Origin of the sequence: Streptomyces qinglanensis (genome assembly GCF_900111245.1) — a bacterium.
GTDB lineage: Bacteria > Actinomycetota > Actinomycetes > Streptomycetales > Streptomycetaceae > Streptomyces > Streptomyces qinglanensis.
In genome coordinates, this window is the sequence record NZ_FOGO01000007.1 from 207,324 (window position 1) to 226,507 (window position 19,184).

At 71.5% G+C, this 19,184-nt stretch carries 19 protein-coding genes and 1 tRNA gene; 9 read left to right on the forward strand and 11 right to left on the reverse strand.

Going from position 1 to position 19,184, the window contains the following annotated elements; all coding sequences use genetic code 11:
- Positions 1 to 500 precede the first annotated feature (500 nt).
- Positions 501 to 1,271, forward strand: a complete 771-nt coding sequence (locus tag BMX65_RS16770; RefSeq protein ID WP_075001103.1) for a bestrophin-like domain — start codon at positions 501 to 503, stop codon at positions 1,269 to 1,271.
- A gap of 133 nt (positions 1,272 to 1,404) precedes the next feature.
- Positions 1,405 to 2,862 (forward strand): acyl-CoA synthetase, encoded by a 1,458-nt coding sequence (locus tag BMX65_RS16775; protein WP_075001104.1) that lies wholly within the window; start codon positions 1,405 to 1,407, stop codon positions 2,860 to 2,862.
- Positions 2,863 to 2,964: 102 nt separating this feature from the next.
- Here the strand turns inward: BMX65_RS16775 and BMX65_RS16780 are convergent, their stop codons facing one another.
- From BMX65_RS16780 to BMX65_RS16795, 4 genes are all read right to left on the reverse strand, one after another.
- A complete protein-coding gene (locus BMX65_RS16780) occupies positions 2,965 to 4,035 on the reverse strand; it encodes an MsnO8 family LLM class oxidoreductase (RefSeq protein ID WP_075001105.1) in 1,071 nt (356 codons plus the stop codon).
- A 55-nt stretch (positions 4,036 to 4,090) separates the two neighbouring features.
- Entirely contained in the window at positions 4,091 to 4,765 is a 675-nt protein-coding gene (locus BMX65_RS16785; RefSeq protein WP_075001106.1) for a response regulator transcription factor, read from the reverse strand.
- A gap of 81 nt (positions 4,766 to 4,846) precedes the next feature.
- A complete protein-coding gene (locus BMX65_RS16790) occupies positions 4,847 to 6,061 on the reverse strand; it encodes an FAD-dependent monooxygenase (RefSeq protein WP_075001107.1) in 1,215 nt (404 codons plus the stop codon).
- Between the two features lie 221 nt (positions 6,062 to 6,282).
- Positions 6,283 to 8,931 carry an excinuclease ABC subunit UvrA gene (locus tag BMX65_RS16795; protein WP_079171929.1) on the reverse strand — a complete coding sequence of 883 codons (2,649 nt, stop codon included), beginning with the start codon at positions 8,929 to 8,931 and terminating at the stop codon, positions 6,283 to 6,285.
- Positions 8,932 to 9,025: 94 nt separating this feature from the next.
- Here BMX65_RS16795 and BMX65_RS16800 point away from each other — a divergent pair, with 94 nt between their 5' ends.
- The gene (locus BMX65_RS16800; RefSeq protein WP_075001108.1) at positions 9,026 to 10,480 is read left to right on the forward strand and encodes a lipase maturation factor family protein; all 1,455 of its coding nucleotides are present in this window, start codon (positions 9,026 to 9,028) and stop codon (positions 10,478 to 10,480) included.
- 303 nt (positions 10,481 to 10,783) lie between these two features.
- Here the strand turns inward: BMX65_RS16800 and BMX65_RS16805 are convergent, their stop codons facing one another.
- Positions 10,784 to 12,130, reverse strand: coding sequence for an NAD(P)/FAD-dependent oxidoreductase (locus BMX65_RS16805; RefSeq protein ID WP_075001109.1), 1,347 nt, complete (start codon positions 12,128 to 12,130; stop codon positions 10,784 to 10,786).
- 301 nt (positions 12,131 to 12,431) lie between these two features.
- On the opposite strand from BMX65_RS16805, the gene BMX65_RS16810 reads away from it, so the two are divergent.
- Positions 12,432 to 12,505: transfer RNA gene (locus BMX65_RS16810), tRNA-Pro, on the forward strand.
- 112 nt (positions 12,506 to 12,617) lie between these two features.
- Here BMX65_RS16810 and BMX65_RS16815 read toward each other — a convergent pair.
- Positions 12,618 to 14,015 carry a tyrosine-type recombinase/integrase gene (locus tag BMX65_RS16815; protein WP_075001110.1) on the reverse strand — a complete coding sequence of 466 codons (1,398 nt, stop codon included), beginning with the start codon at positions 14,013 to 14,015 and terminating at the stop codon, positions 12,618 to 12,620.
- Between the two features lie 246 nt (positions 14,016 to 14,261).
- On the opposite strand from BMX65_RS16815, the gene BMX65_RS16820 reads away from it, so the two are divergent.
- From BMX65_RS16820 to BMX65_RS16830, 3 genes are all read left to right on the forward strand, one after another.
- On the forward strand, positions 14,262 to 14,501 hold the full coding sequence (locus BMX65_RS16820) for a helix-turn-helix transcriptional regulator (protein ID WP_075001111.1): 240 nt from the start codon (positions 14,262 to 14,264) through the stop codon (positions 14,499 to 14,501).
- On the forward strand, positions 14,486 to 14,710 hold the full coding sequence (locus BMX65_RS16825; RefSeq protein ID WP_075001112.1) for a hypothetical protein: 225 nt from the start codon (positions 14,486 to 14,488) through the stop codon (positions 14,708 to 14,710). Before BMX65_RS16820 ends, BMX65_RS16825 begins: the two co-directional genes overlap by 16 nt.
- A 257-nt stretch (positions 14,711 to 14,967) precedes the next feature.
- Positions 14,968 to 15,201: a helix-turn-helix domain-containing protein gene (locus BMX65_RS16830; protein ID WP_075001113.1), complete on the forward strand. Its 234-nt coding sequence runs from the start codon at positions 14,968 to 14,970 to the stop codon at positions 15,199 to 15,201.
- Positions 15,202 to 15,245: 44 nt separating this feature from the next.
- Here the strand turns inward: BMX65_RS16830 and BMX65_RS16835 are convergent, their stop codons facing one another.
- The 5 genes from BMX65_RS16835 to BMX65_RS16855 form a co-directional block, all read right to left on the reverse strand.
- Complete coding sequence (locus BMX65_RS16835; RefSeq protein ID WP_075001114.1) at positions 15,246 to 15,593, reverse strand: hypothetical protein; 348 nt, start codon at positions 15,591 to 15,593, stop codon at positions 15,246 to 15,248.
- 218 nt (positions 15,594 to 15,811) lie between these two features.
- Positions 15,812 to 16,144 (reverse strand): hypothetical protein, encoded by a 333-nt coding sequence (locus tag BMX65_RS16840; protein ID WP_075001115.1) that lies wholly within the window; start codon positions 16,142 to 16,144, stop codon positions 15,812 to 15,814.
- The gene (locus BMX65_RS16845; RefSeq protein ID WP_075001116.1) at positions 16,141 to 16,536 is read right to left on the reverse strand and encodes a hypothetical protein; all 396 of its coding nucleotides are present in this window, start codon (positions 16,534 to 16,536) and stop codon (positions 16,141 to 16,143) included. Before BMX65_RS16845 ends, BMX65_RS16840 begins: the two co-directional genes overlap by 4 nt.
- Positions 16,529 to 16,696, reverse strand: coding sequence for a hypothetical protein (locus BMX65_RS32900; RefSeq protein ID WP_162637687.1), 168 nt, complete (start codon positions 16,694 to 16,696; stop codon positions 16,529 to 16,531). The genes BMX65_RS16845 and BMX65_RS32900 overlap by 8 nt, the downstream gene beginning before the upstream one ends.
- Before the next feature lie 141 nt (positions 16,697 to 16,837).
- Positions 16,838 to 17,152, reverse strand: a complete 315-nt coding sequence (locus BMX65_RS16855) for a hypothetical protein (RefSeq protein WP_075001117.1) — start codon at positions 17,150 to 17,152, stop codon at positions 16,838 to 16,840.
- 134 nt (positions 17,153 to 17,286) lie between these two features.
- Here BMX65_RS16855 and BMX65_RS16860 point away from each other — a divergent pair, with 134 nt between their 5' ends.
- Positions 17,287 to 18,561 carry an NsdA family TPR-like regulatory protein gene (locus tag BMX65_RS16860; protein WP_143081853.1) on the forward strand — a complete coding sequence of 425 codons (1,275 nt, stop codon included), beginning with the start codon at positions 17,287 to 17,289 and terminating at the stop codon, positions 18,559 to 18,561.
- Complete coding sequence (locus BMX65_RS16865; RefSeq protein ID WP_075001119.1) at positions 18,561 to 19,097, forward strand: GNAT family N-acetyltransferase; 537 nt, start codon at positions 18,561 to 18,563, stop codon at positions 19,095 to 19,097. The genes BMX65_RS16860 and BMX65_RS16865 overlap by 1 nt, the downstream gene beginning before the upstream one ends.
- Positions 19,098 to 19,184 lie beyond the last annotated feature (87 nt).

Here is a 19,184-nt window from a genome sequence, read left to right on the forward strand (position 1 = left end):
CGGCCCCTGCACCTCGGCCCACGGAGCCGAATCCTGCTTCGCCTGCTTCGTCGTCTCCCGCACCCGCCGTGCGGGTGCGGCCTCCATCCGCAGCGACCCCCGTCCCCTCGAAGCCGCAGACCGCCCCCGAGGCGTCGGAGGTCCGGGCTGCCACACATCCGGTCCGGCCGGACCTCCCCTCCCTCCGTCCCGCGAGGGCATCCCGGCCGCTCGGCTCGCCGGCCCCCTCGCGCGCCGCGCTCGCTGCTCCGCGCCGGTCCGCACTCCAGCGCGAGCGACCGGACGGAAGCCTGTCGATGGTCACCCGCACGCTCCTGATCGTCACCCCGGCCGTCCTCGCGGCCGCCGCCCTGCGCCCCCGTACGAGCGGTGGACGGCAGGCGGCGGCCGGTGGCACCGGCACCAGCCGCGGCTGACCGCCGCCCGGCCGTGCACCTGGGCCGCCGCCCTCCTTCTCCCTTTCTCCATTTCTCCCTCATCCAACGCTTCGTGGAGGACTTGTGTCCGAAAGGCTCATGCTGGTGCTCAGCCTGGTCGCCGCCTGTCTGGTCGTCGTGGTCGTCGTCGTCCTCAGACGCCGGCGCACCACGCCGGGGGATCCGTCGGAGACCCCGGACGTGATCGAGTACATGACGATGATGATCGGTGTGGTGTACGCGATCGTGCTGGGGCTGGCCATCGCCGGGGTCTGGGAGGAACGCAACGCGGCGGACGAGGCCCTCGCCCAAGAGGCGCAGGCACTGCACGAGGTGAGCGAGCGGGTGGGCGTCTACCCCGCAGCCGAGCGCGAACGGGTGCGCGCGGACATCGACTCCTACGTCCGGTACGCCGTCACCACCGAGTGGTCGCACATGGTGGATCAGGGCGAACTCACCGACCGGGGCACCCGCATGCTCAAGAAGCTGCGCGGCGACGCGGCCTCCTTCGAGCCCACCACCATGCAGCAGGCGCAGTCCTACCAAGCCGTGATCGACCAGATCGCCGCGGCCGACACCGCCCGCACCGCACGTGCCACCGGCGCCGGACCCACGATGCCGGGCGTGGTGTGGATCGGGCTGTACGCAGGCGCGGTGGTCTCGGTGGGCATGCTCTTCGCGCTGCAGATCCAGCGCTCCGGCAGGGAACTGGCCCTGGCGGGCATCTTCAGCGCCCTGATCGCCTTCCTGCTCTTCCTCGTCTGGCACTTCGACGCCCCGTTCGCCCGCGGCCTCGAGGACCCGAAGGAAGCGTTCACGACCCTGTTCCCGCGGGCGACGGGCTCCTCGGGCTGAGCGTCCCCGGCGGGCATCGCCAGGAGCCCTCCTCCCCACCCGTCCCGCGGTCGGGCGACCCGGCGGCTCCCCCGACCGCGGGACGGGTGAGATGCTGGCGGTCCCAGAGGCGAGAGATCACAAAGGAGTCCGGGTGTCCCTGCTCTTCCCCGCGCTGCACGCGGCGTCCTCGCACACGGCGCTGCGCTTCGGTGACCGAGTCCTCAGCTACCGTCGGCTGGCCGCCGTGGCCGGTGGACTGGCCGCCAGGTTGCAGACCTCGGCACCCGTCGCGGTCTGGGCGACGCCCAGCCTGGAGACGGCGGTCGGCGTGGTCGCCGGGCTGCTGGCCGGGGTGCCCGTGGTTCCGGTGAACCCCAAGAGCGGCGAGAGCGAACTGGCGCACATCGTCAACGACAGCGCACCCGCGACGGTGCTGGCGGAGCCCGGCGCGGAACTTCCGGCAGCGCTCGCGCCACTGCCGCGCACGGACGTGGTGATCCCCGACGAGGCGGAGGAGGGGAGCTGGGTCCTGCCCACCGAGCCGAACGCGGAGACCGCGGCACTCATCGTCTACACCTCGGGCACGACCGGGCCGCCCAAGGGTGTGGTGCTGTCGCGGCGCGCCGTGGCCAGCAATCTGGACGCGCTGGTGGAAGCGTGGCAGTGGACGGAGGACGACGTGCTGGTGCACGGTCTGCCGCTGTTCCATGTGCACGGGCTGATCCTCGGCGTCCTGGGTCCGCTGCGCCGCGGGGGCGCGCTGCGCCATCTGGGGGCCTTCAGCACGCAGGGAGTGGCCCGGGAGCTGGCGGGCGGCGGCACGATGCTGTTCGGTGTCCCGACCATGTACCACCGCCTCGCCGACGCCTGCGAGAGCGATCCGGACCTGGTGCGCGCGCTGGCCGGGGCGCGGCTGCTGGTGTCGGGCTCGGCCGCGCTGCCGCTGCGCGACCACGACCGGCTGACCGCCGCGACGGGGAAGCGGGTGATCGAGCGCTACGGCATGACCGAGACGCTGATGAACACCAGCGTGCGCCCCTCGGGGAGTTCCCGTACGGGTTCTGTCGGCCTGCCGCTGCGCGATGTGGACATCCGGCTGGTGGACGACACGGGGCAGCGCCTTCCCGTCGAGGACACCGAGACGGTGGGTGAGCTCCAGGTGCGCGGGCCGAACCTGTTCACCGAGTACCTCAACCGCCCCGACGCGACAGCCGAGGCGTTCGACGGCGGCTGGTTCCGCACCGGGGACATGGCGACGCGGGACGCGGACGGGTCGGTGCGCCTCGTCGGCCGCAAAGCCACCGACATGATCAAGAGCGGCGGCTTCCGGATCGGCGCGGGCGAGATCGAGAACGTGCTCCTCGGCCATCCCGCCGTCGCGGAGGCCGCGGTCACCGGCGAGCCGGACGACGACCTGGGCCAGCGCGTCGTCGCCTGGATCGTGCCGGTGTCGCCACAGCAGCCGCCGTCCGCGGGCGAGCTGACCGAGCTGGTCGCCGACCAGCTCGCCCCGCACAAGCGTCCTCGCGACGTGCGCTTCCTGGACGCGCTGCCGCGCAACGACATGGGAAAGGTGCTCAAGCGGGAACTGCCCGGGCAGCAACACTGACAGGCCACCGCGTCCCGCGGCCCGCGACCGCCCCTCCCCCGCCCGGTCTCCGGGCCGGCGACACCCGGTGTGCACGCGGAGCCCGGCCGGATACCGGCCGGCTCAGCTCACGGCCGCGGAGCCGGGCAACCCCCGGCCCAGGCCGGCGGCATCGGCCAGGTGGCGGTAGGAGCGGAGCCGGTCGTCGGGGGCGTACGTGTTGAGCGTCAGCAGGAGTTCGTCGGCGCCCGTGCGCTCCACGAGTCCGGCCAACGCACCGGCGACCTCTCCCGGGGTGCCGCGCAGCTGGGTCTGCCGGGCCTCGTCGAAGGCGGCGCGCTCCTTCGGGCCCATCGTGCGGCCGAGCACGTCCTGGGGCGGAACGAGCGGGGTGAAGGTGCCGCGGGTGCGGGAGAGCGCCGTCGACCACGCCTCGGGGACCTGCAGCTCTTCCGCCTCCGCGCGGGTGTCGGCGGCGGCGGCGTTCACCGCGACGACGACGTAGGGCGCGGCCCCGGCCCGGACGGGGCCGCTCGCTTCGGTTCCCGGGACGGCGGGGCCGGTGCGCGGCCGGAAGGCCGCACGGTAGGCCCGTATCGCCTCCCGTGTCCGCTGCTCGTCGCGGGAGGCCCCAATCACCAGGGGCAGTCCGTGCTCGGCCGCCACCGCGGCACCCGAGCCGACCGCCAGGACGAACGGCGGTACGCGCAGTCCCTCGGCGGGCCGGGCACGTACCGGGCCGGTGCCCTCGAAGTAGCCGAGCAGCTCGGATATCTGCGCCCCGAAGTCCTCGGCGGCGTCCTTGCCGACGCGCAGTGCCTTGCGGACGCCGTCGGTGAATCCGACGGAGCGCCCCAGCCCCATGTCGATACGGCCGGGGTGGAGCGACTCCAGCACCCCGAACTGCTCGGCCACCACCAGCGGCTGGTGGTTCGGGAGCATCACCCCTCCGGTGCCGACCCGGATCCGGGAGGTGGCGGAGGCCACCGCGGCGGCCAGGACGGTCGGTGCGGAGCCCGCGATGCCGGGGACGGCATGGTGCTCGGAGACCCAGAAGCGCAGGAAGCCCAGCGCTTCCGCCTGCCGCGCGAAGCGCACCGTCTCACGCAGCGCACGGCCGGGGTGCTCGCCCTCCCGGGTGAGGGAGCGGTCGAGAACGGACAGGGGTACCGGGATCCGGGGCGATGGCGTCACCTCCGGTACAACACCTGTCGGCGGCACGGATTCCCGGCCCTCCTCCGGAGGTGGGCTACTCGTCGGCCGGAGACTCCTCCAGCAGTCCTGCATCGTGGACGAGGAGAGCGAGCTGGACGCGGTTGTTGAGGCCGAGTTTGGTCAGGATGCGGGAGACGTGTGTCTTGACGGTCGGCACGCTCATGTAGAGAGACGCCGCGATCCGGGCGTTGGCCAGTCCGCGGCCGACTCCGAGCGCCACCTCGCTCTCCCGTTCGCCGAGCCGGGCGAGGGCGTCCTCGGCGCGGGAGCGGCGGGTGTCCCGGCCCGCGGGGGTGACGTGCTGGATGAGCTGGCGGGTGACCGCGGGGGAGAGCACGGGCTCCCCGGAGGCCACTTTCCGCACTGCGGCCAGGATGTCGGCGGGTGGAGTGTCCTTCAGCAGGAAGCCCGCGGCTCCGGCACGCAGGGCGCGCAACACCTGGGTGTCGGCGTGGAAGGTGGTCAGGACGACCACCTCGGGAGGTTCGTCACGCGCCCGGAGCAGCTCGGTTGCGGCGAGCCCGTCCATGGCGGGCATCCGGATGTCCATCAGGACCACATGCGGACGGTGCTCGTCGACCAGTCGCAGCACCTGGCTGCCGTCCGCGGCCTCCCCCGCGATCTCGATGCCCTGGGTGCCTCCCAGCATCAGCCGGAGCCCGGCCCGTACGAGAGCGTCGTCGTCGACAAGGAGCACGCGGATGGTCATGCACATACCGTAGCCAGCCGCTACCCGGCCTCCGCCTCTGCCCTGCGGAGCCCTCGCTCGGCACCTGCGAGCCGGGTGCGCTCACGCGCGGGCACCCGCGTCGTCGCCTACCGGTGCGTCCCAGTCGATGCGGTAGTCCAGCAGCCAGTCGCTGCCGGAGTCGTCGTCGCGCCCTGGGCCTTTGCGGGCCTCCGCAGGGCGCGGAACGACCCGGTCGTTCAACCGGGCGCTGCGTTCCACAACGGCCTCGACCCGGTTCCGGCGCAGTGACTCGAAGCGGGAGAACGCCTCCGGCACCCCGGGGAGGTCGCGGAGGCATTTGGCGAGGACGACGCTGTCCTCGATCGCCATGGAGGCGCCCTGCGCCGCGTTGGGCGCCGCCGCGTGCGCCGCGTCCCCGAGCACCACCATGGAAGCGCGGTGCCAGACGGGGGTGCGGGCCATGTCGTAGGCGTTGGTGGCCACGATGCCCCGGCTGCCCCGGACGATCTCGGCAGCCGGCGAGGCGTCCTCGGAGAGGAGCGCGAGGACGTGGTCCCGCCAGCGGTCGAGTTCCGCGGGTGTGCCGGTGGCCAGTTCCTCCCGGTCGAGTTCGCCGCCCGGGGTGTTGGCGAACCACCAGACCTCGCCGTCGGGCGCCGCGGTGCAGCCGAGGAACGCGCGCCGCCCCTGGATCATCCGGTAGGTGCCGGGAGGCGGCGCCGCCTCCGGGGGGACCTCCGGTGTGTAGCCGCACACCGTGATCTGCCCGGTATGGCGCGGCGCGGGTGCACCGGGATCGATGAGGGTGCGGGTGACGGAGTGGAGACCGTCGGCCCCGACGAGCAGGTCCCCTTCGGCGCACGTGCCGTCGGCGAAGCGGGCGGTGACCCTCCCGTCGGGAGCCGTGTCGGCGGCCACGAGGCGCTTGCCGTGCTCGATGGTGACACCCCGGCGGATCGCCTCATCATGGAGCGCGCGATAGAGGGTCGCGCGCCGGAGCGTGCGCGGGCCGAGGGTCCCGGTGTCGTCGGCGCCGCCCCCGGCGACCGGCCGCACGCCCACGCTGTCCCCGGTGTGCGCGAGCATCTCCACGCGTTCCGCGGGAAAGGAGACGTCCAGGACAGCCCGGTGGGCGTCGACGGTGCGCAGGGCTTCCAGTCCGTTGTGGAAGAGCACGAGGAAGGCCCCGGCATCATCGGCGCCGGTCCGGTACGCCTCGTGGACGGTCGAGCTGATCCCCGCCTTGTGCAGGGACATCGCCGTCATGGCTCCGGCGATACCGCCGCCGACGATGAGCGCGTGCCGCTGCCTCATGGCACCTCCTGTCGCTACGCGTTGCCGTTCATGCCGCTCTCCCCTACTGACCGCCCGCAGGGGCCGGCGGTTGCGTGCGGACGCCCTCGGATGCGGCCCGGCCCGCCCGCCTCCCGGCGAGGACGACTGCGGGCGCACGGAGCCGCCGGTGTTGTTCGACGGCCGCCGGAGGCCGCCGCCCTGCCCGCGGGGCCACTGCCCGGACCGCCGCCGCACCGTGGTCACCGGCCCAGCGCCGCCGCGAGGTAGGGCGCGGTGAGGCTGGTACGGGAGCCTGCCACGTCCTCCGGGGTGCCGGCGGCGACGATCCGCCCGCCCCGGTCACCGCCGCCCGGCCCCAGGTCGATGACCCAGTCGGCCCCGGAGATCACCGCCGGATCGTGTTCGACGACGATGACCGTGTGACCGGCCCGGACCAGCCCGTGCAGTTGCCCCAGCAGCACCTCCGTATCGGCCGGATGCAGCCCGGTGGTGGGCTCGTCCAGGAGGTAGAGCGTGTGGCCGCGGCGGACACGCTGGAGTTCGGCGGCGAGCTTGATGCGCTGCGCCTCGCCGCCCGACAGCTCCGTCGCCGGCTGTCCCAGCCGCAGGTACCCCAGGCCGACACGCTGCAGGGCGTCCAGGCCGCGCCGTGCGGCCGGAACGTCCGCGAGGAACTCGGCAGCGGCGTCGACCGTCATGCCCAGAACCTCGGCGACGGTCACTCCCCGGTAGGTGATCTCCAGGGTCCGAGGGTTGTAGCGCGCCCCGTGGCAGTCCGTGCACGGCGCATAGGTACCGGGCAGGAAGAGGAGTTCCACCGCGATGTACCCCTCGCCCTGACAGGTCGGGCAGCGGCCTTCCGCGACGTTGAACGAGAACCGTCCGGCTCCGTATCCCCGGGCCTTGGCCTCGTCCGTGGCCGCGAAGACCTTGCGCACCGCGTCGAAGAGTCCCGTGTAGGTCGCCAGGTTGGAGCGCGGGGTGCGCCCGATGGGCTTCTGGTCGACGCGCACCAGCCGGTCCACCGCCTCCAGCCCCTCTACCGCGGCGACACCGGCTCCCCGGTCCCCGGACGGAGGCTCCTCCGCCCCCCGCTCCGCCTCGTCCGTGCCCCCGCCGGCGGCCTCTCCCGTCTTCTCCGCGGCGGCCGCCCCGGTGCCGGTGTGCGCCGCCACGACGTCGGCCAGGACCTGAGTGACCAGCGTGGACTTACCCGAACCTGACACCCCCGTGACAGCCGTGAACACGCCGAGCGGAAACGCCACATCCAGCCCTCGCAGGTTGTGCCGCGTCACCCCGGACAACGACAGCGTGCGCTCCGTCCGGCGCGGCCGGAGCTGCCCCTGCGACCGGGTGCCGCGGCCGGGACGGGCGGACTCCGGTACCCCGGAGACAAGGGAGCCCACGCCGTCGCCCTCCGCCGCGGGGAGCACGCCGGGCCCGGAGGCGCCGAGGGGGCCCGTTCCCGCGGCGCCGGGGACCTCCGCGGGGAAGAGGTAGGTGCGCGTGACGGAGCGCTCGGACCCCGCCAGCCCGGGCACCGGGCCGCTGTAGAGCACCTCGCCTCCGTGCTCGCCCGCACGGGGGCCGACGTCCACGACCCAGTCGGCCCGCCGGACCACGGCCATCTCGTGCTCCACCACGAACAGCGAGTTCCCCGCTTCCCGGAGCCTGTCCAGGACCCTCAGCAGCGCCTCGGTGTCGGCGGGGTGCAACCCGGCCGACGGCTCGTCCAGGACGTAGACCACGCCGAAGAGACCGGACCGCAACTGGGTCGCCAGCCGGAGCCGCTGCAGCTCCCCCGCCGAGAGGGTGGGCGTGGGGCGGTCGGTGCTGAGATAGCCCAGGCCCAGCTCCACGAGCACGTCGATGCGGGAGACGAGATCGCTGCAGAGGGTGTCGGCGACGCTCTGCCGGATGCCTTCTTCGGGGGCCCCTCCCCCCTCCCCTCCCCCCATGGCGGTGCGCAGCACCCCGGCCAGCCCTTCCAGCGGCAGGGCCGCCAACTCGGCGATGTCCCGGCCCGCGAACGTCACGGCGAGCGCCTCCGGACGCAGCCGGCGGCCGCCGCAGACCGGACAGTCGGCGCTGGCCAGGAACCGTCGCACGCGCTGCCGCAGGGTGGCGCTCTTCGTCTCCGCGAAGGTGTGCAGCACATACCGCTTCGCACTCTGGTAGGTGCCCTGGTAGGGCCGCTGGATACGGCCCGCCTCCCGCACCGGGTGAACGGTGACGACCGGCTGCTCGTCCGTGAAAAGCAACCATTCGCGCTGCTCGGACGGCAGCTCCCGCCACGGACGGTCGATGTCGTAGCCGAGCGCCGCGGTCACGTCCCGCAGGTTCTTGCCCAGCCACGCTCCCGGCCACGCCGCGACTGCGCCCTCCCGGACACTGAGCGACGGGTCCGGGACCAGCGACTCCTCGGTGACCCGGTGTACGACGCCCAGCCCGTGGCACTCTGCACAGGCCCCGGCTGCCGTGTTGGGCGAGAAGGCATCCGAATCCAGCCGCTCGGCACCGTCCGGATACTGCCCGGCGCGCGAGAAGAGCATCCGCAGCGAGTTCGACAGCGTGGTCACCGTTCCGACGGACGAGCGGCCCGTGGGCGTCGAGCGCCGCTGCTCCAGCGCCACCGCGGGCGGCAGTCCGGTGACCTCCTGGACCCGCGGCGCTCCGACCTGGTGGATCAGCCGCCGCGCATAGGGGGCGACCGACTCGAAGTAGCGGCGCTGTGCTTCCGCATAGAGCGTGCCGAAGGCCAGCGAGGACTTGCCCGAACCCGAGACACCGGTGAAGGCGACCAGCGCGTCCCGCGGGATGTCCACGTCCACGCCGCGCAGATTGTGCTCGCGGGCGTCACGCACCCGTACGTAACCGTCGTCGCTCATCCTTCCATGATCGGACATGTGCCCGAGTCCCAGCAGCAGCGGCCCGGTCCCGGGAGTGGCCACGGTGCGTGAAGGGCGCGCGGGGGTGGTACCCATGGCCGCCATGGAGTGGTTCACGCCGTGGTTCCCCGCGTCCGGATACGGGCTGAGCCGACTGGTTCTCCAGCGTGCGCTGGCCGGGGTCTACCTCGTTGCCTTCCTCTCGGCGGCGTTGCAGTTCCGGGCCCTGCTGGGCGAACGCGGTCTGGTGCCCGCCGCGGCGTTCACGCGCCGGGTGCCGTTCCGCGCCTCCCCCAGCCTCTTCCACTGGCGGTGCGGCGACCGCTTCACGGGAGCGTGTGCCTGGGCGGGTGCCGCGCTGGCCGCCGCAGTGGTGGCGGGCGCCGCGGATGCCGTGCCCCTGTGGGCCTCGATGGTGTTGTGGGCACTGCTGTGGTTCCTCTATCTGTCGTTCGTGAACGTCGGTCAGATCTTCTACGGCTTCGGCTGGGAATCACTGCTGCTGGAGAGCGGATTCCTCGCGATCTTCCTGGGCAATGCGCAGACCTCGCCCCCCGTGCTGACTCTGTGGCTGATGCGCTGGCTGCTCTTCCGGGTGGAGTTCGGCGCGGGGCTGATCAAGTGGCGCGGCGATGCCTGCTGGCGCAACCTGACCTGCCTCTACTACCACCACGAGACCCAGCCGATGCCCGGACCGCTGAGCTGGTTCTTCCACCACCTCCCACGGCGGATGCACCGGATGGAGGTGGCCGCCAACCATGTGGCCCAGCTCGTCGTGCCCTTCGGGCTGTTCTTTCCGCAGCCGGTCGCCACCATCGCGGCCGGGCTGATCATCGTCACGCAGCTGTGGCTCGTCCTGTCGGGCAACTTCTCCTGGCTCAATTGGCTGACGATCGTCCTGGCGCTCTCGGCTGTCGATCCGTCTCCCGCGACGGGCACCTCCTCCTACGGACCGACTCCGCTGTGGTTCGCAGTCGTGGTGTGCCTCGCAACGGTGCTGATCGTCGTGCTGAGCTGGTGGCCCGCACGCAATCTGCTCAGCCGGACCCAGCAGATGAACCGCTCTTTCAACTCCCTCCATCTGGTGAACACCTACGGTGCCTTCGGCAGCGTGACCCGCGTCCGGCACGAGATCGTCCTGGAGGGCACGGACGAGGAGCAGGTCACGCCGGGCACGGTGTGGCGCGAGTACGATTTCAAGGGCAAGCCGGGGAACGTGCGCCGGCTGCCGCGGCAGTTCGCGCCGTACCACCTGCGTCTGGACTGGCAGATGTGGTTCGCCGCGCTGTCCCCTGCCTACACCCGCGGCTGGTTCGAGCCGTTCGTCTCCCGACTGCTGGAGAACGACCCGGCCACAGTGCGGCTGCTGCACACCAACCCGTTCCCGCAGCAGCCGCCCACCCATGTACGGGCGTTGCTGTACCGCTACCGCTTCACGACACGGGAGGAGCGGCGAGAGACGGGGGCCTGGTGGCACCGCACCTTCGAGCGCGAGTTCCTGCCACCGGTCGCGCTCTCCGGGAACTCAGACGGGCGCCACCGCTGGTGACCGCGACCGCTGCCCACGGCTGGTGACCGCAGTTGGTCACCGCGGCTGTGCGGATGGCTGGCTCTTCTCGCACCCGTCTGCGTTCCGCCTGTGCGTGCAAAGGAGGATCCCTCATCGCCGTCCTCGCTCTCGACCCGGTGTTCCGGCCGGGGTGCCCTCTCGCCCCGGTGGAAGCAGTCTGCCCTGGCGGCTGCGCTGGTGGGCAACTGCCGCATTTCCGGTGGACAACTGGCCGGTTGTGCATAACCCCGCCACCCGATCGGGCGAGGGCGGTGACGGGGTGCGGACGGGGGCGAACAGCACTCAGCGCGTCGGGACCCGCGCCACCTCGGGCGAGTCCGACTCGAGCGGCACGGACCAGGACCGCACGAGCCCCAGCTGTGCCGCCTGCCGGGGCAGCACCGCATCCAGCGCCCAGTCCGCCAGGACCCGGATCCGGTTCCCCGGCATGGCCGCGAGGTGGTACCCCCGGGTCACCAGGTTGGCGAGCGGTCCCGAGAGCGGCACCCGCAGCGGGTTCGCGGCGGCCTTGACCCCGCCCAGGTCCACCATGAATCCGAGGTCGTGGTGCTTGTAGGGGCGCGGCTCCCCGTGCCCGAGGGAGGCTGCGAGATTGCGGCCCGCGGCCTTCCCCTGCCGCACCGCGTGCTGCGCCGTCATCGGAGTGATCTCCCCCGGCCGGGTCAGATCCGGCACGGCGGCCGCGTCACCGCAGGCCATGACCTCCGGCCTGTCCGGCACCCGCAGGTACTCGTCGACCACGATGCGCCCCTGCCGGGTCTCCAGCCCGAGATCTTTGACGACGGGATCGGGCCGTACCCCCACACACCAGATCAGCGAGCGGGTCGGTACGACCTCTCCGGTGTCCAGCACCACCCCCTCGCTCGTCGCCTCCTGGACGGAGGTCCCGGCCCGCACCTCGACCCCCCGCTCGCGCAGCACCTCGTCCGCGGTCTCGGAGAGACGGTGATCCAGTTCAGGCAGCACGCGTGGCGCGACGTCGAGCAGTATCCAGCGGGTCCGCACCTCCCGCGTCCGCCGACGGCCCGCCGGTCCGCGCTCGTGCGCCTCCTGCCGGCTGTGCTGCCGGGCCAGCGATTCGGCGAACATCTGACCGTGTGCCGCGACCTCCGTGCCGGTGTAGCCCGCGCCGACGACCACGAAGGTCCGGCGGGCCGCTGCTTCCTCCGCGTCCTCGGCAGCGGCAGCCAGCGCGATCTGCCTGTTGATGTGATCGCGGAGGTAGAGAGCCTCCGGCATACCGCGAAAGCCGTGCGCATGCTCGGCTGCTCCGGGGATCGGCAGCAGCTTGTTGACGCTGCCGACCGTCAGCAGCAGCCGGTCGTAGCCGAGCTCGCCCGAACGGCCCTCGGGGTCCACGTACCGGAGGCGGCGCCCGTCGAGATCGACGCTGTCGACCTCGCCCAGGACGAGCCGCACCCGCGGCAGCGTGCCCGCGAGCGAGACCGAGACCCGCCGCGGCTCCAGGACACCCGACGCGACCTCCGGCAGCAGCGGCAGGTAGAGGAAGTAGTCGTTGGGGTTGACCAGGATGATCTCCGCTTCGTCACGGAGCGTGCGGGACAACGTACGCGCGGCCCTGTAGCCGGCGAATCCAGCTCCGACGATCACAATGCGGGACCGGCTCACAACCGGGACCTCCTCCCAGCACGGGGCCGGGGCCCCGCACCCGCACGGGCCCCGGCCGTCTGTCGCGGATCTGCCGGGTTTCCCACCGCCTCCCCCACCAAACCGCGCGCCGCAACGAGCCGGACGCAGCAGACATCTGCCCGACCAGGCCCGTGCTCCACCCGTCCGCGGGAGCGACGACCCCGCGCATGATCCACCGGGCGCCGCAGGCACCGGGAGGGGGTGAGCGAGCACCCCCTGAAGTGCTGTATTGTTCTTTGTGCGCGAGCGGCGAGGGAAAAGCCCCGAGCCGAGCGAGCACCGGGACGTGGCGCAGTTTGGTAGCGCACTTGACTGGGGGTCAAGGGGTCGTGGGTTCAAATCCCGCCGTCCCGACCGGTAAAGCAGCAGGTGAGAGGCACCCTACGGGGTGCCTCTTCTGCGTCTCACACCGGCCCGCCTCTCACAATTTCTCACGCAGCCTCGACGGGGCTCCCGGCGAAGGCCACTACCCCGACTGCTGGTTGCCGCTCCGGCACGCCCGGCACTGCCGGTACCCGGTCCCCGGAGCGATGTAGGTGTTCTCCGGCGTGTACTCGTGCCCGTGGCGGCAGTGCGTCCGCAGCCGCCGCCCGCCCGGCGACCACTCCACCCGCTCCGCCTCCGCCCGCGGCGCCGGCAGATCCGGCACCCGCGGCTCCGGACTCGCCAGCAGCTCCCCCAGCTTCTCCGACCCGGCCCGAAGGCTGTGCGGGTCGGAGTGCACATACACCCGCTTCGTGAAGCTGAGGTCGGTGTGCCCGGCCCACGCGGAGACGACGGTGTCGGGCACACCGTTGTTAGCCATCCACGTGAGGACCGCGTGCCGCGCGTCGTACAACCGCACCCGCCGGACGCCGACGGCATCCATGAGCTTGTACGCCTCGCGCCGCAGCTTGTCCGTCTTGAACGGCCGCCCCAGCTCGTCGACGAGGACATAGCCGCTGTCCTCGTAGCCGCGGCCCGCGTACTCCTTCTCCTGCGCCTGGACCGTGCGAGCCACGGTCAGAGCCCGGAGCACGGGGATGGGCAGGGGCAGGGCCCGTCGACCGGCATCGGTCTTGGCTGTCTTCTCGACAACCTTGTTGCGCTTGCCCTTCTCCAGGGTGCGGTCGTAGACGATGGTGCGGGTGTTGTCGCCGACGGCGATCGTGCCCGCGTCGAGGTCGACGTCCTCTGCCCAGCGGGTGCCGCACACCTCGGCCGGGCGCTCCGCGATGAACGCCAGCATCATCGGGCCGCACAGCCGGTGGGTGACGATGCCCGCGAGGAACTTCCTCACCTCGTCCTGATCCCACGGCGCGCCGCGGGTCTTGGCGACAGCCGCGGCCTTGCGCTGCGCCTCCCGGGACACCTTCACGTGCTCGGCCACGTTCCGCACGACGATGCCGCGGCGCACGGCCAGAGTGAGGGCCGACCTCAGCCGGCCGAGGGACAGCCGTGCGGAGCGGACGCTCAGGCCGGTGCCCGGCGTGCCGCCGCGCTGCCTGCCCTCGGTGACCATCCAGTCGATGAACGCTTCGACGTCTTCCTCGGTGAGTTGCTGTACCCGCATGTGCCCGAGCCTGCGGCGGATGGGGCGGATGGCGTTGTCGTAGTTGGTGGCCGTTCCCTCCTCGACATCGCGGGTGGCGGTCTTGAGCCAGGTGTCGAGGAGTTCGTCGACGGTCATCTTCGAGGGGACGACGAGAGTGCCGGCGGTGCGCTGATGGACGATGCGGGCGCGCTCGGCGACGGCTTCGGCTTTCGTGTCCTTCGTGCCGGTGATCTGCTTGCGTTTTCCCTCCGGCGTTACTCCGGCGTCGACGACGAATCGCCAGCGGGTGCTGCCGTCGCGCAGGGTGATTTTCTTGATCGGGTCGGCCATGGAGTGCCCTCGTGGTGCGGTGGTGGTGGTAGCGGCTGCGGTCCTCGCGGGGCTTCAACTGCTGGCCACGCGTGCGCAGTCGCCATTCTTTCCGACCCTTCCGGCCGGGCGCAACGGTCGGGGAACAATCACGGGAGCAAGAATTAGAAAGGCCCAGAAAGATACTGAAAGATTGCGGGTGAATTCCCGTACCGAATTCCGGCGGAACAGTAGCGGGACATACGCGGGACTGCCACTCTCGAACACATGACGCCCGCCGAACTCCAGCGGATCACCACCGCCCGCACACTCATCACCAAGGGCGAAGCGCGGCAGCACCGCGCCGCCCGGCACCTCTCCCTCCAGGACGTCGCCGACTCGATCGGCATCAGCCGCTCCACCATCCACCGCTGGGAGACCGGCACCTCGATCCCCAGCGCCGCCAACGCTCTCCGCTGGGCCGACGCCCTCGGCATCACCGAGGAGGACACATGCCAAGCCGAGTGACCCGCCGCCCGACCCTCCGCGAAGTCGAGCGGTGGCCGGCCACAGTCAGCGTCAGCGAAGCGGCGACGGCGCTCGGGATCTCCGCTTCGCACCTGAGGGCTCAGATCGCGGCGGACTCCGCGCCGGTGGAGGTGCTTCGGTTCGGCCGCGCCTACCGGGTGGTGACCGCAAGTCTCGTCGATCTGCTGTCGGGTCGCGCTGCCGCCTGATGGGACGACGCCCGCCCCGCCCCCTGGCCAAGGGGCGGGGCGGGGCCCCGCCCGCCGAGCTCCACGCCTCCTCTGACGTGAGCCCGGCGGGCAGCTTGCGGTCGGCATCCACGGATACCCCGGGGTGCATATGCCAGCAACCCCTGGAACCGAACTATCATTCGTTCGGGTGGCTATCCGTCAACAGCCTTGACAAGATCATATAAAGCATCTGTGCAGATGCTGACTAGTGATCATCTTCCGTCAACGCTTGCCGGGTGCCCGCCCAGCAACACGACCCGATCCGAGAGCGCCAACGCGCCATCGGTCGCCGTGTCCAGCACGAACGCATGCGGGCCAACCTCACCCAGCTCGACCTCGTCGACCGCGCCGGAATCGACCGCATCACCCTCCAGCGCATCGAGGCCGGCACGACCGACGCGCGCCTGTCCTGGCTGCTGCGCATCGCTGGAGCGATCGGCGTACCCCTCGCCGACCTCGTGCGGGAGTAAGCCCTGGCCGCCCGCGACGGGGGAGGCACGACCGGCCAGGGCAGTCATCGGGGCGGATCCGGGCAGCGCTCGCCATCCCGCGGACACGCCAGCGCGCAACGCACCACGATCTGCCCACGCGAGTAGTACCCCGCATAGGCGTCAGCCCCCCGGTCCACGCAGTCCCGGAGGTAGCTGAGCTTCCCCTCCACATCCGCAGGCGGAGCGGCGCGCACTTCCTTGTCCAGCCACGCGACCACCTCGCCCGCGTCGGTGAACGTGTTGGCTCGCATGGACTGCGGCTTCCTGAACCATTGGCTGATCGTGTTCGGCGGCACCGCAGCCTGGACGTTACGGGCCTCGCTGTCCTTGGGCCACTGGCCCCCGGTGTAGGTGTAGGCGTGCCAGTGCATGCTGGCCTTCCTGATCGGGCGGGGCGCCCCGGCGACCAGAGCGCCCCGCGTATCGAGTTGTTACCGGTCGCCGCCGCAGCCTTGGCCGCTGCCGCAGTCGGCGTCTTCGGCCGGTTGGGTAGGCTCGTCGTCCTCGGGATCGGCGGACAGGATCAGCGCATGCATGGTGCTCCTCCTCCTGCTGGTTTTCTCGGGGACCCGCCTCCGGGCTGCGGTCGTCACGCGATGGAGTGGAAGCCGTGCGTGTCGGCCTGTCCGGTGGCGGGGACTTCCGGCTCCTCTCTCTCGTCGGAACTGGGGCCCCGTCCCGGCCGGTCCGCCACGGGGTCCGCCCGGGTGATGTCGCTCCGGCCGGGACGGGAGTCAGGTGCGGCGTGGAGCCGCCGCGCACCGGCGTGCTTCTCCTCCCAGTGGAGGTGCAGCACCTCGTGCAGCACCGCCTCCAGCGCGGTCTCGCCCTGGTGCTGGGCGCTGGTGATCTGGGCCCGGTACTGCTCGCAGTAGACGCACGGCACGTACTCGCAGTCCGGGCCGACGCTGGTCACGGTCATGTGGTGTCTCCCGGCTCGGCGATCTCGACAGGCAGTGCGGCGCGGCGGTCCGGGCACACAGCGAGGAGCACCAGGGCGGCCTCCATCTGCTGGCCGCAGTCCTCGGGCAGGCTGTCCAGCGGCACCACGAACGCGCCGAGATCGCTGTGGAGTCGGGCGGCCTGCTGCAGGTCGGCCGCGTAGCGGGTCCCGAGGCTGACCGGCCAGGTCAGCTTCTGGTGCCGGGCGTGCCAGGCAACGCGCCGCAGGCAGTCGGCCCGCGGGCCGGGGCCCGTCAGGTTCCATAAGGCATTGAGGAACGGCGAGCCGAGGCTGCTGCGGCCGTACCGGTGCAGGTGCTCGCGCAGGTGTCGGCGCAGGGACTGGACGGGACTGTCGGGATTCTCAGGCACGGGGCTTGTCCTTCTGGGAGTCGCACTCGCGGCAGCGGATGCTGACGACGCGGCCCTTCTCGTCGCTGCTGCTGGTCAGAGTGAGCGGCCGGGTGCAGCGGGGGCAGGTGCCGTACCAGGTGCCGCGGCGGGCCGTGGGCGTCGCGGGATCAGCAGGCACTGCGCCCGCCCCCTTGGTTGCAGCGCGGGCACCGGCAGGGCGGCCACGTCGAGGTGACGGGGCAGCGCTCGGAGCCGCGGAGTGTGCGCTGCCGACTCCAGGTTCGGCCGCCGTCGCGGGAGACGCGGATCTTCAGGGCGCTCATGCGCGGCGGCTCCCCGTCAGTCGGAGGCCGAGGTCGCGCAGCCCGCGGAGCCTGCGCTCCAGCGCGGCGTCGTACTCGGAGCGCTCCTCGACCGTGGCCGGACGCACGTCGCGTGGGTCGGCGCGCCACTCGTAGCCGGTCTCGGTCACCAAGACGTACCGCAGCGGGGGCCCTGTGGAGACGAGCTGCACCCGTCCCACCCACGCCGGCTCCGACGGCATGGCCTGCCGCGTGGCCTCATCCACCACGTAGTCGCCACGCACATGCGGGTTGCCGGTGGAGGCCGGTCGTTGCCCTACGGTCTCGGTCATGACCTTAGGAAACCGAAAGTGTCCGGTGAGGCATCAGGACAGTTCGGGGTCACCTACTTCCGGTGAACCGGACACTTTCTGCTGCGCTGGAAGCCACGCACCGCTAACTTCGAAGCTCAGCGAAAGGGGGCGCCATGCCACGGGAGCGCAACAAGAAGCTCGAAGACCTGCTCCTGACCTACGGGTTCACGCATCAGGGGCTTGCCGAGGAGATCAACCGTGTCGCCGAGTACCTCACCGGCGAAACCGCCTCCTGCACGGATCGACACGTCCGGCGCTGGATCGCAGGCGACGTGCAGCGGCCATGGTCACGGTACCTTCTTCCCCTCCAGGAAATCTTCGGCTGCTCGCCGGAGGCAATGGGTTTCATCCCACGCGCCAAACGCCCCCGCCCCCTTCCGCCTCCCCCAGCACGGGCAGCCTCGCATGAGAGGACTCCGCCCGTGCGTCGTAGGGAGTTCATCGCTGGCGGGCTCGCGGCCACCCTGGGCGTGGACAACATCCCGACCAGCGGCCGGCTCGGCACGAGCGACGCTGACCGGATTCGTTCGCTCGTTCCCGCCCTGTACGGCCACGACCACGCCCTCGGTGGCGGAGCCCTCCATTCCGTGGCGGGTGAGGCCCTCGCGCGAGTGCACGATGCCCTGAACCGATGCACCTACGGGCCGCGGGTCGAGAAGATTCTGTACTCGGCCGCTGGAGATCTCGCCGCGTCCGCAGGGTGGTTTGCCTACGACGCCGGTCTCCAGGAAGCCGCCAGCGCCCTGTATCAGGAGGCGCTCCAGTCGGCGATGCTCGCAGGCGACGGGACCCTCCAAGCCCGGGTGTGGTCGAACCTGGCGATGCAGGCCCGGCTCCAACACCGGGACCAAGAGGCGCTCCGCATCGGGCGGGCGGCAGTGGAGACACGGCAGGCGAAGGACGATCCCCGGTTGATGGCGCTGCTGCACTGCCGCCAGGCCGTCGGGCACGCGTGGCTCGGCGAGCGGTCACGAGCGGAGCGGTCGCTGTCGAGGGCGGAAACGGCCTACGGCAAAGCGAGCGGTGAGCCCACGGCGTGGCTGTCGTTCCTGACCCCCGCCGAGATTCTCGGATTGGCCGGGGCTGCACGGCAGGCACTCGGTCAGCACCGGAGGGCCGACGAACTGACGTCCGCAGCTTTGGTGCAGCTTGAGCCGCGCTTCGAGAGGAACCGCACCTACTACACCTTGCAGCGTGCCCAGGCTCTGCTGGACGGTGGCGAAGTGGAGGGCGCCGTCCAGCAAGCTCGGCGGGCGTCGGGCATGGCTGGCCGGGTGCAGAGCGCGCGGCTGGCAGACAAGCTCGCCAAGGTGCGCAGTGGGTTGGGTCGGTACCCCAAGGTGGCGGCGGCGCGGGAGTTCTGCGAACAGACCAGGCAGGAGGTGTGATGACCGAGCTGGAGATTCAACGACGGGGCGCCGGGGACCTCGACGAGATCCGACTGCAACTCCTAGCGGTGTACGCCGAGGTATACCGGAACCGGTTGGACGAGGAGTTTCACAGCATCGAGCGGTTCGACGAACGGCTCGGCTGGAACACTGAGGTTCCCGGGTTCGCCGCCGCTGTCGGCTACCTCGACAAGACACCGGTCGGTTACGCCTTCGGATGCGTGCTCCAACAGGGAACGAACTGGTGGAAAGGTCTGCGCACTCCTGCGCCGGAGGCTGAGCTCGCTGAGACCGGAGCCCGGACGTTCGCACTGTCGGAGTTGATGGTGGTGGAGTCTGTCAGGGGTACGGGGGCCGCCCGTCAGATTCATGATGCGCTTGTGCGTGATCGCGCCGAAGAGCGTGTGACGCTACTCGTGGAGCGTGATCACCCGCGCGTGCGTGCCCGGTATGAGGAGTGGGGATATCGGCAGATCGGGGAAGTGGTGCCCTTCCCCGATGCGCCGGTGTACGACGCGATGCTGCTCAAGCTGTAGCGCGTCCGCCTCGACGACTCCGCGCGGGGGCGGGGCGTGGGAGTGGGGGCCGCGCGGGTCGTGACCTCACCGCCACGCTCCGGCCAC

Coding starts and splice junctions, on each gene's coding strand:
- BMX65_RS16820 (WP_075001111.1), top strand. CDS start 14,262: ATGACGCCCGCCGAACTCCAGCGGATCACCACCGCCCGCACACTCATC.
- BMX65_RS16795 (WP_079171929.1), bottom strand. CDS start 8,931: ATGAGCGACGACGGTTACGTACGGGTGCGTGACGCCCGCGAGCACAAT.
- BMX65_RS16800 (WP_075001108.1), top strand. CDS start 9,026: ATGGCCGCCATGGAGTGGTTCACGCCGTGGTTCCCCGCGTCCGGATAC.
- BMX65_RS16860 (WP_143081853.1), top strand. CDS start 17,287: ATGCCACGGGAGCGCAACAAGAAGCTCGAAGACCTGCTCCTGACCTAC.
- BMX65_RS16790 (WP_075001107.1), bottom strand. CDS start 6,061: ATGAGGCAGCGGCACGCGCTCATCGTCGGCGGCGGTATCGCCGGAGCC.
- BMX65_RS16785 (WP_075001106.1), bottom strand. CDS start 4,765: ATGACCATCCGCGTGCTCCTTGTCGACGACGACGCTCTCGTACGGGCC.
- BMX65_RS16855 (WP_075001117.1), bottom strand. CDS start 17,152: ATGACCGAGACCGTAGGGCAACGACCGGCCTCCACCGGCAACCCGCAT.
- BMX65_RS16825 (WP_075001112.1), top strand. CDS start 14,486: ATGCCAAGCCGAGTGACCCGCCGCCCGACCCTCCGCGAAGTCGAGCGG.
- BMX65_RS16815 (WP_075001110.1), bottom strand. CDS start 14,015: ATGGCCGACCCGATCAAGAAAATCACCCTGCGCGACGGCAGCACCCGC.
- BMX65_RS16865 (WP_075001119.1), top strand. CDS start 18,561: ATGACCGAGCTGGAGATTCAACGACGGGGCGCCGGGGACCTCGACGAG.
- BMX65_RS16835 (WP_075001114.1), bottom strand. CDS start 15,593: ATGCACTGGCACGCCTACACCTACACCGGGGGCCAGTGGCCCAAGGAC.
- BMX65_RS16840 (WP_075001115.1), bottom strand. CDS start 16,144: ATGACCGTGACCAGCGTCGGCCCGGACTGCGAGTACGTGCCGTGCGTC.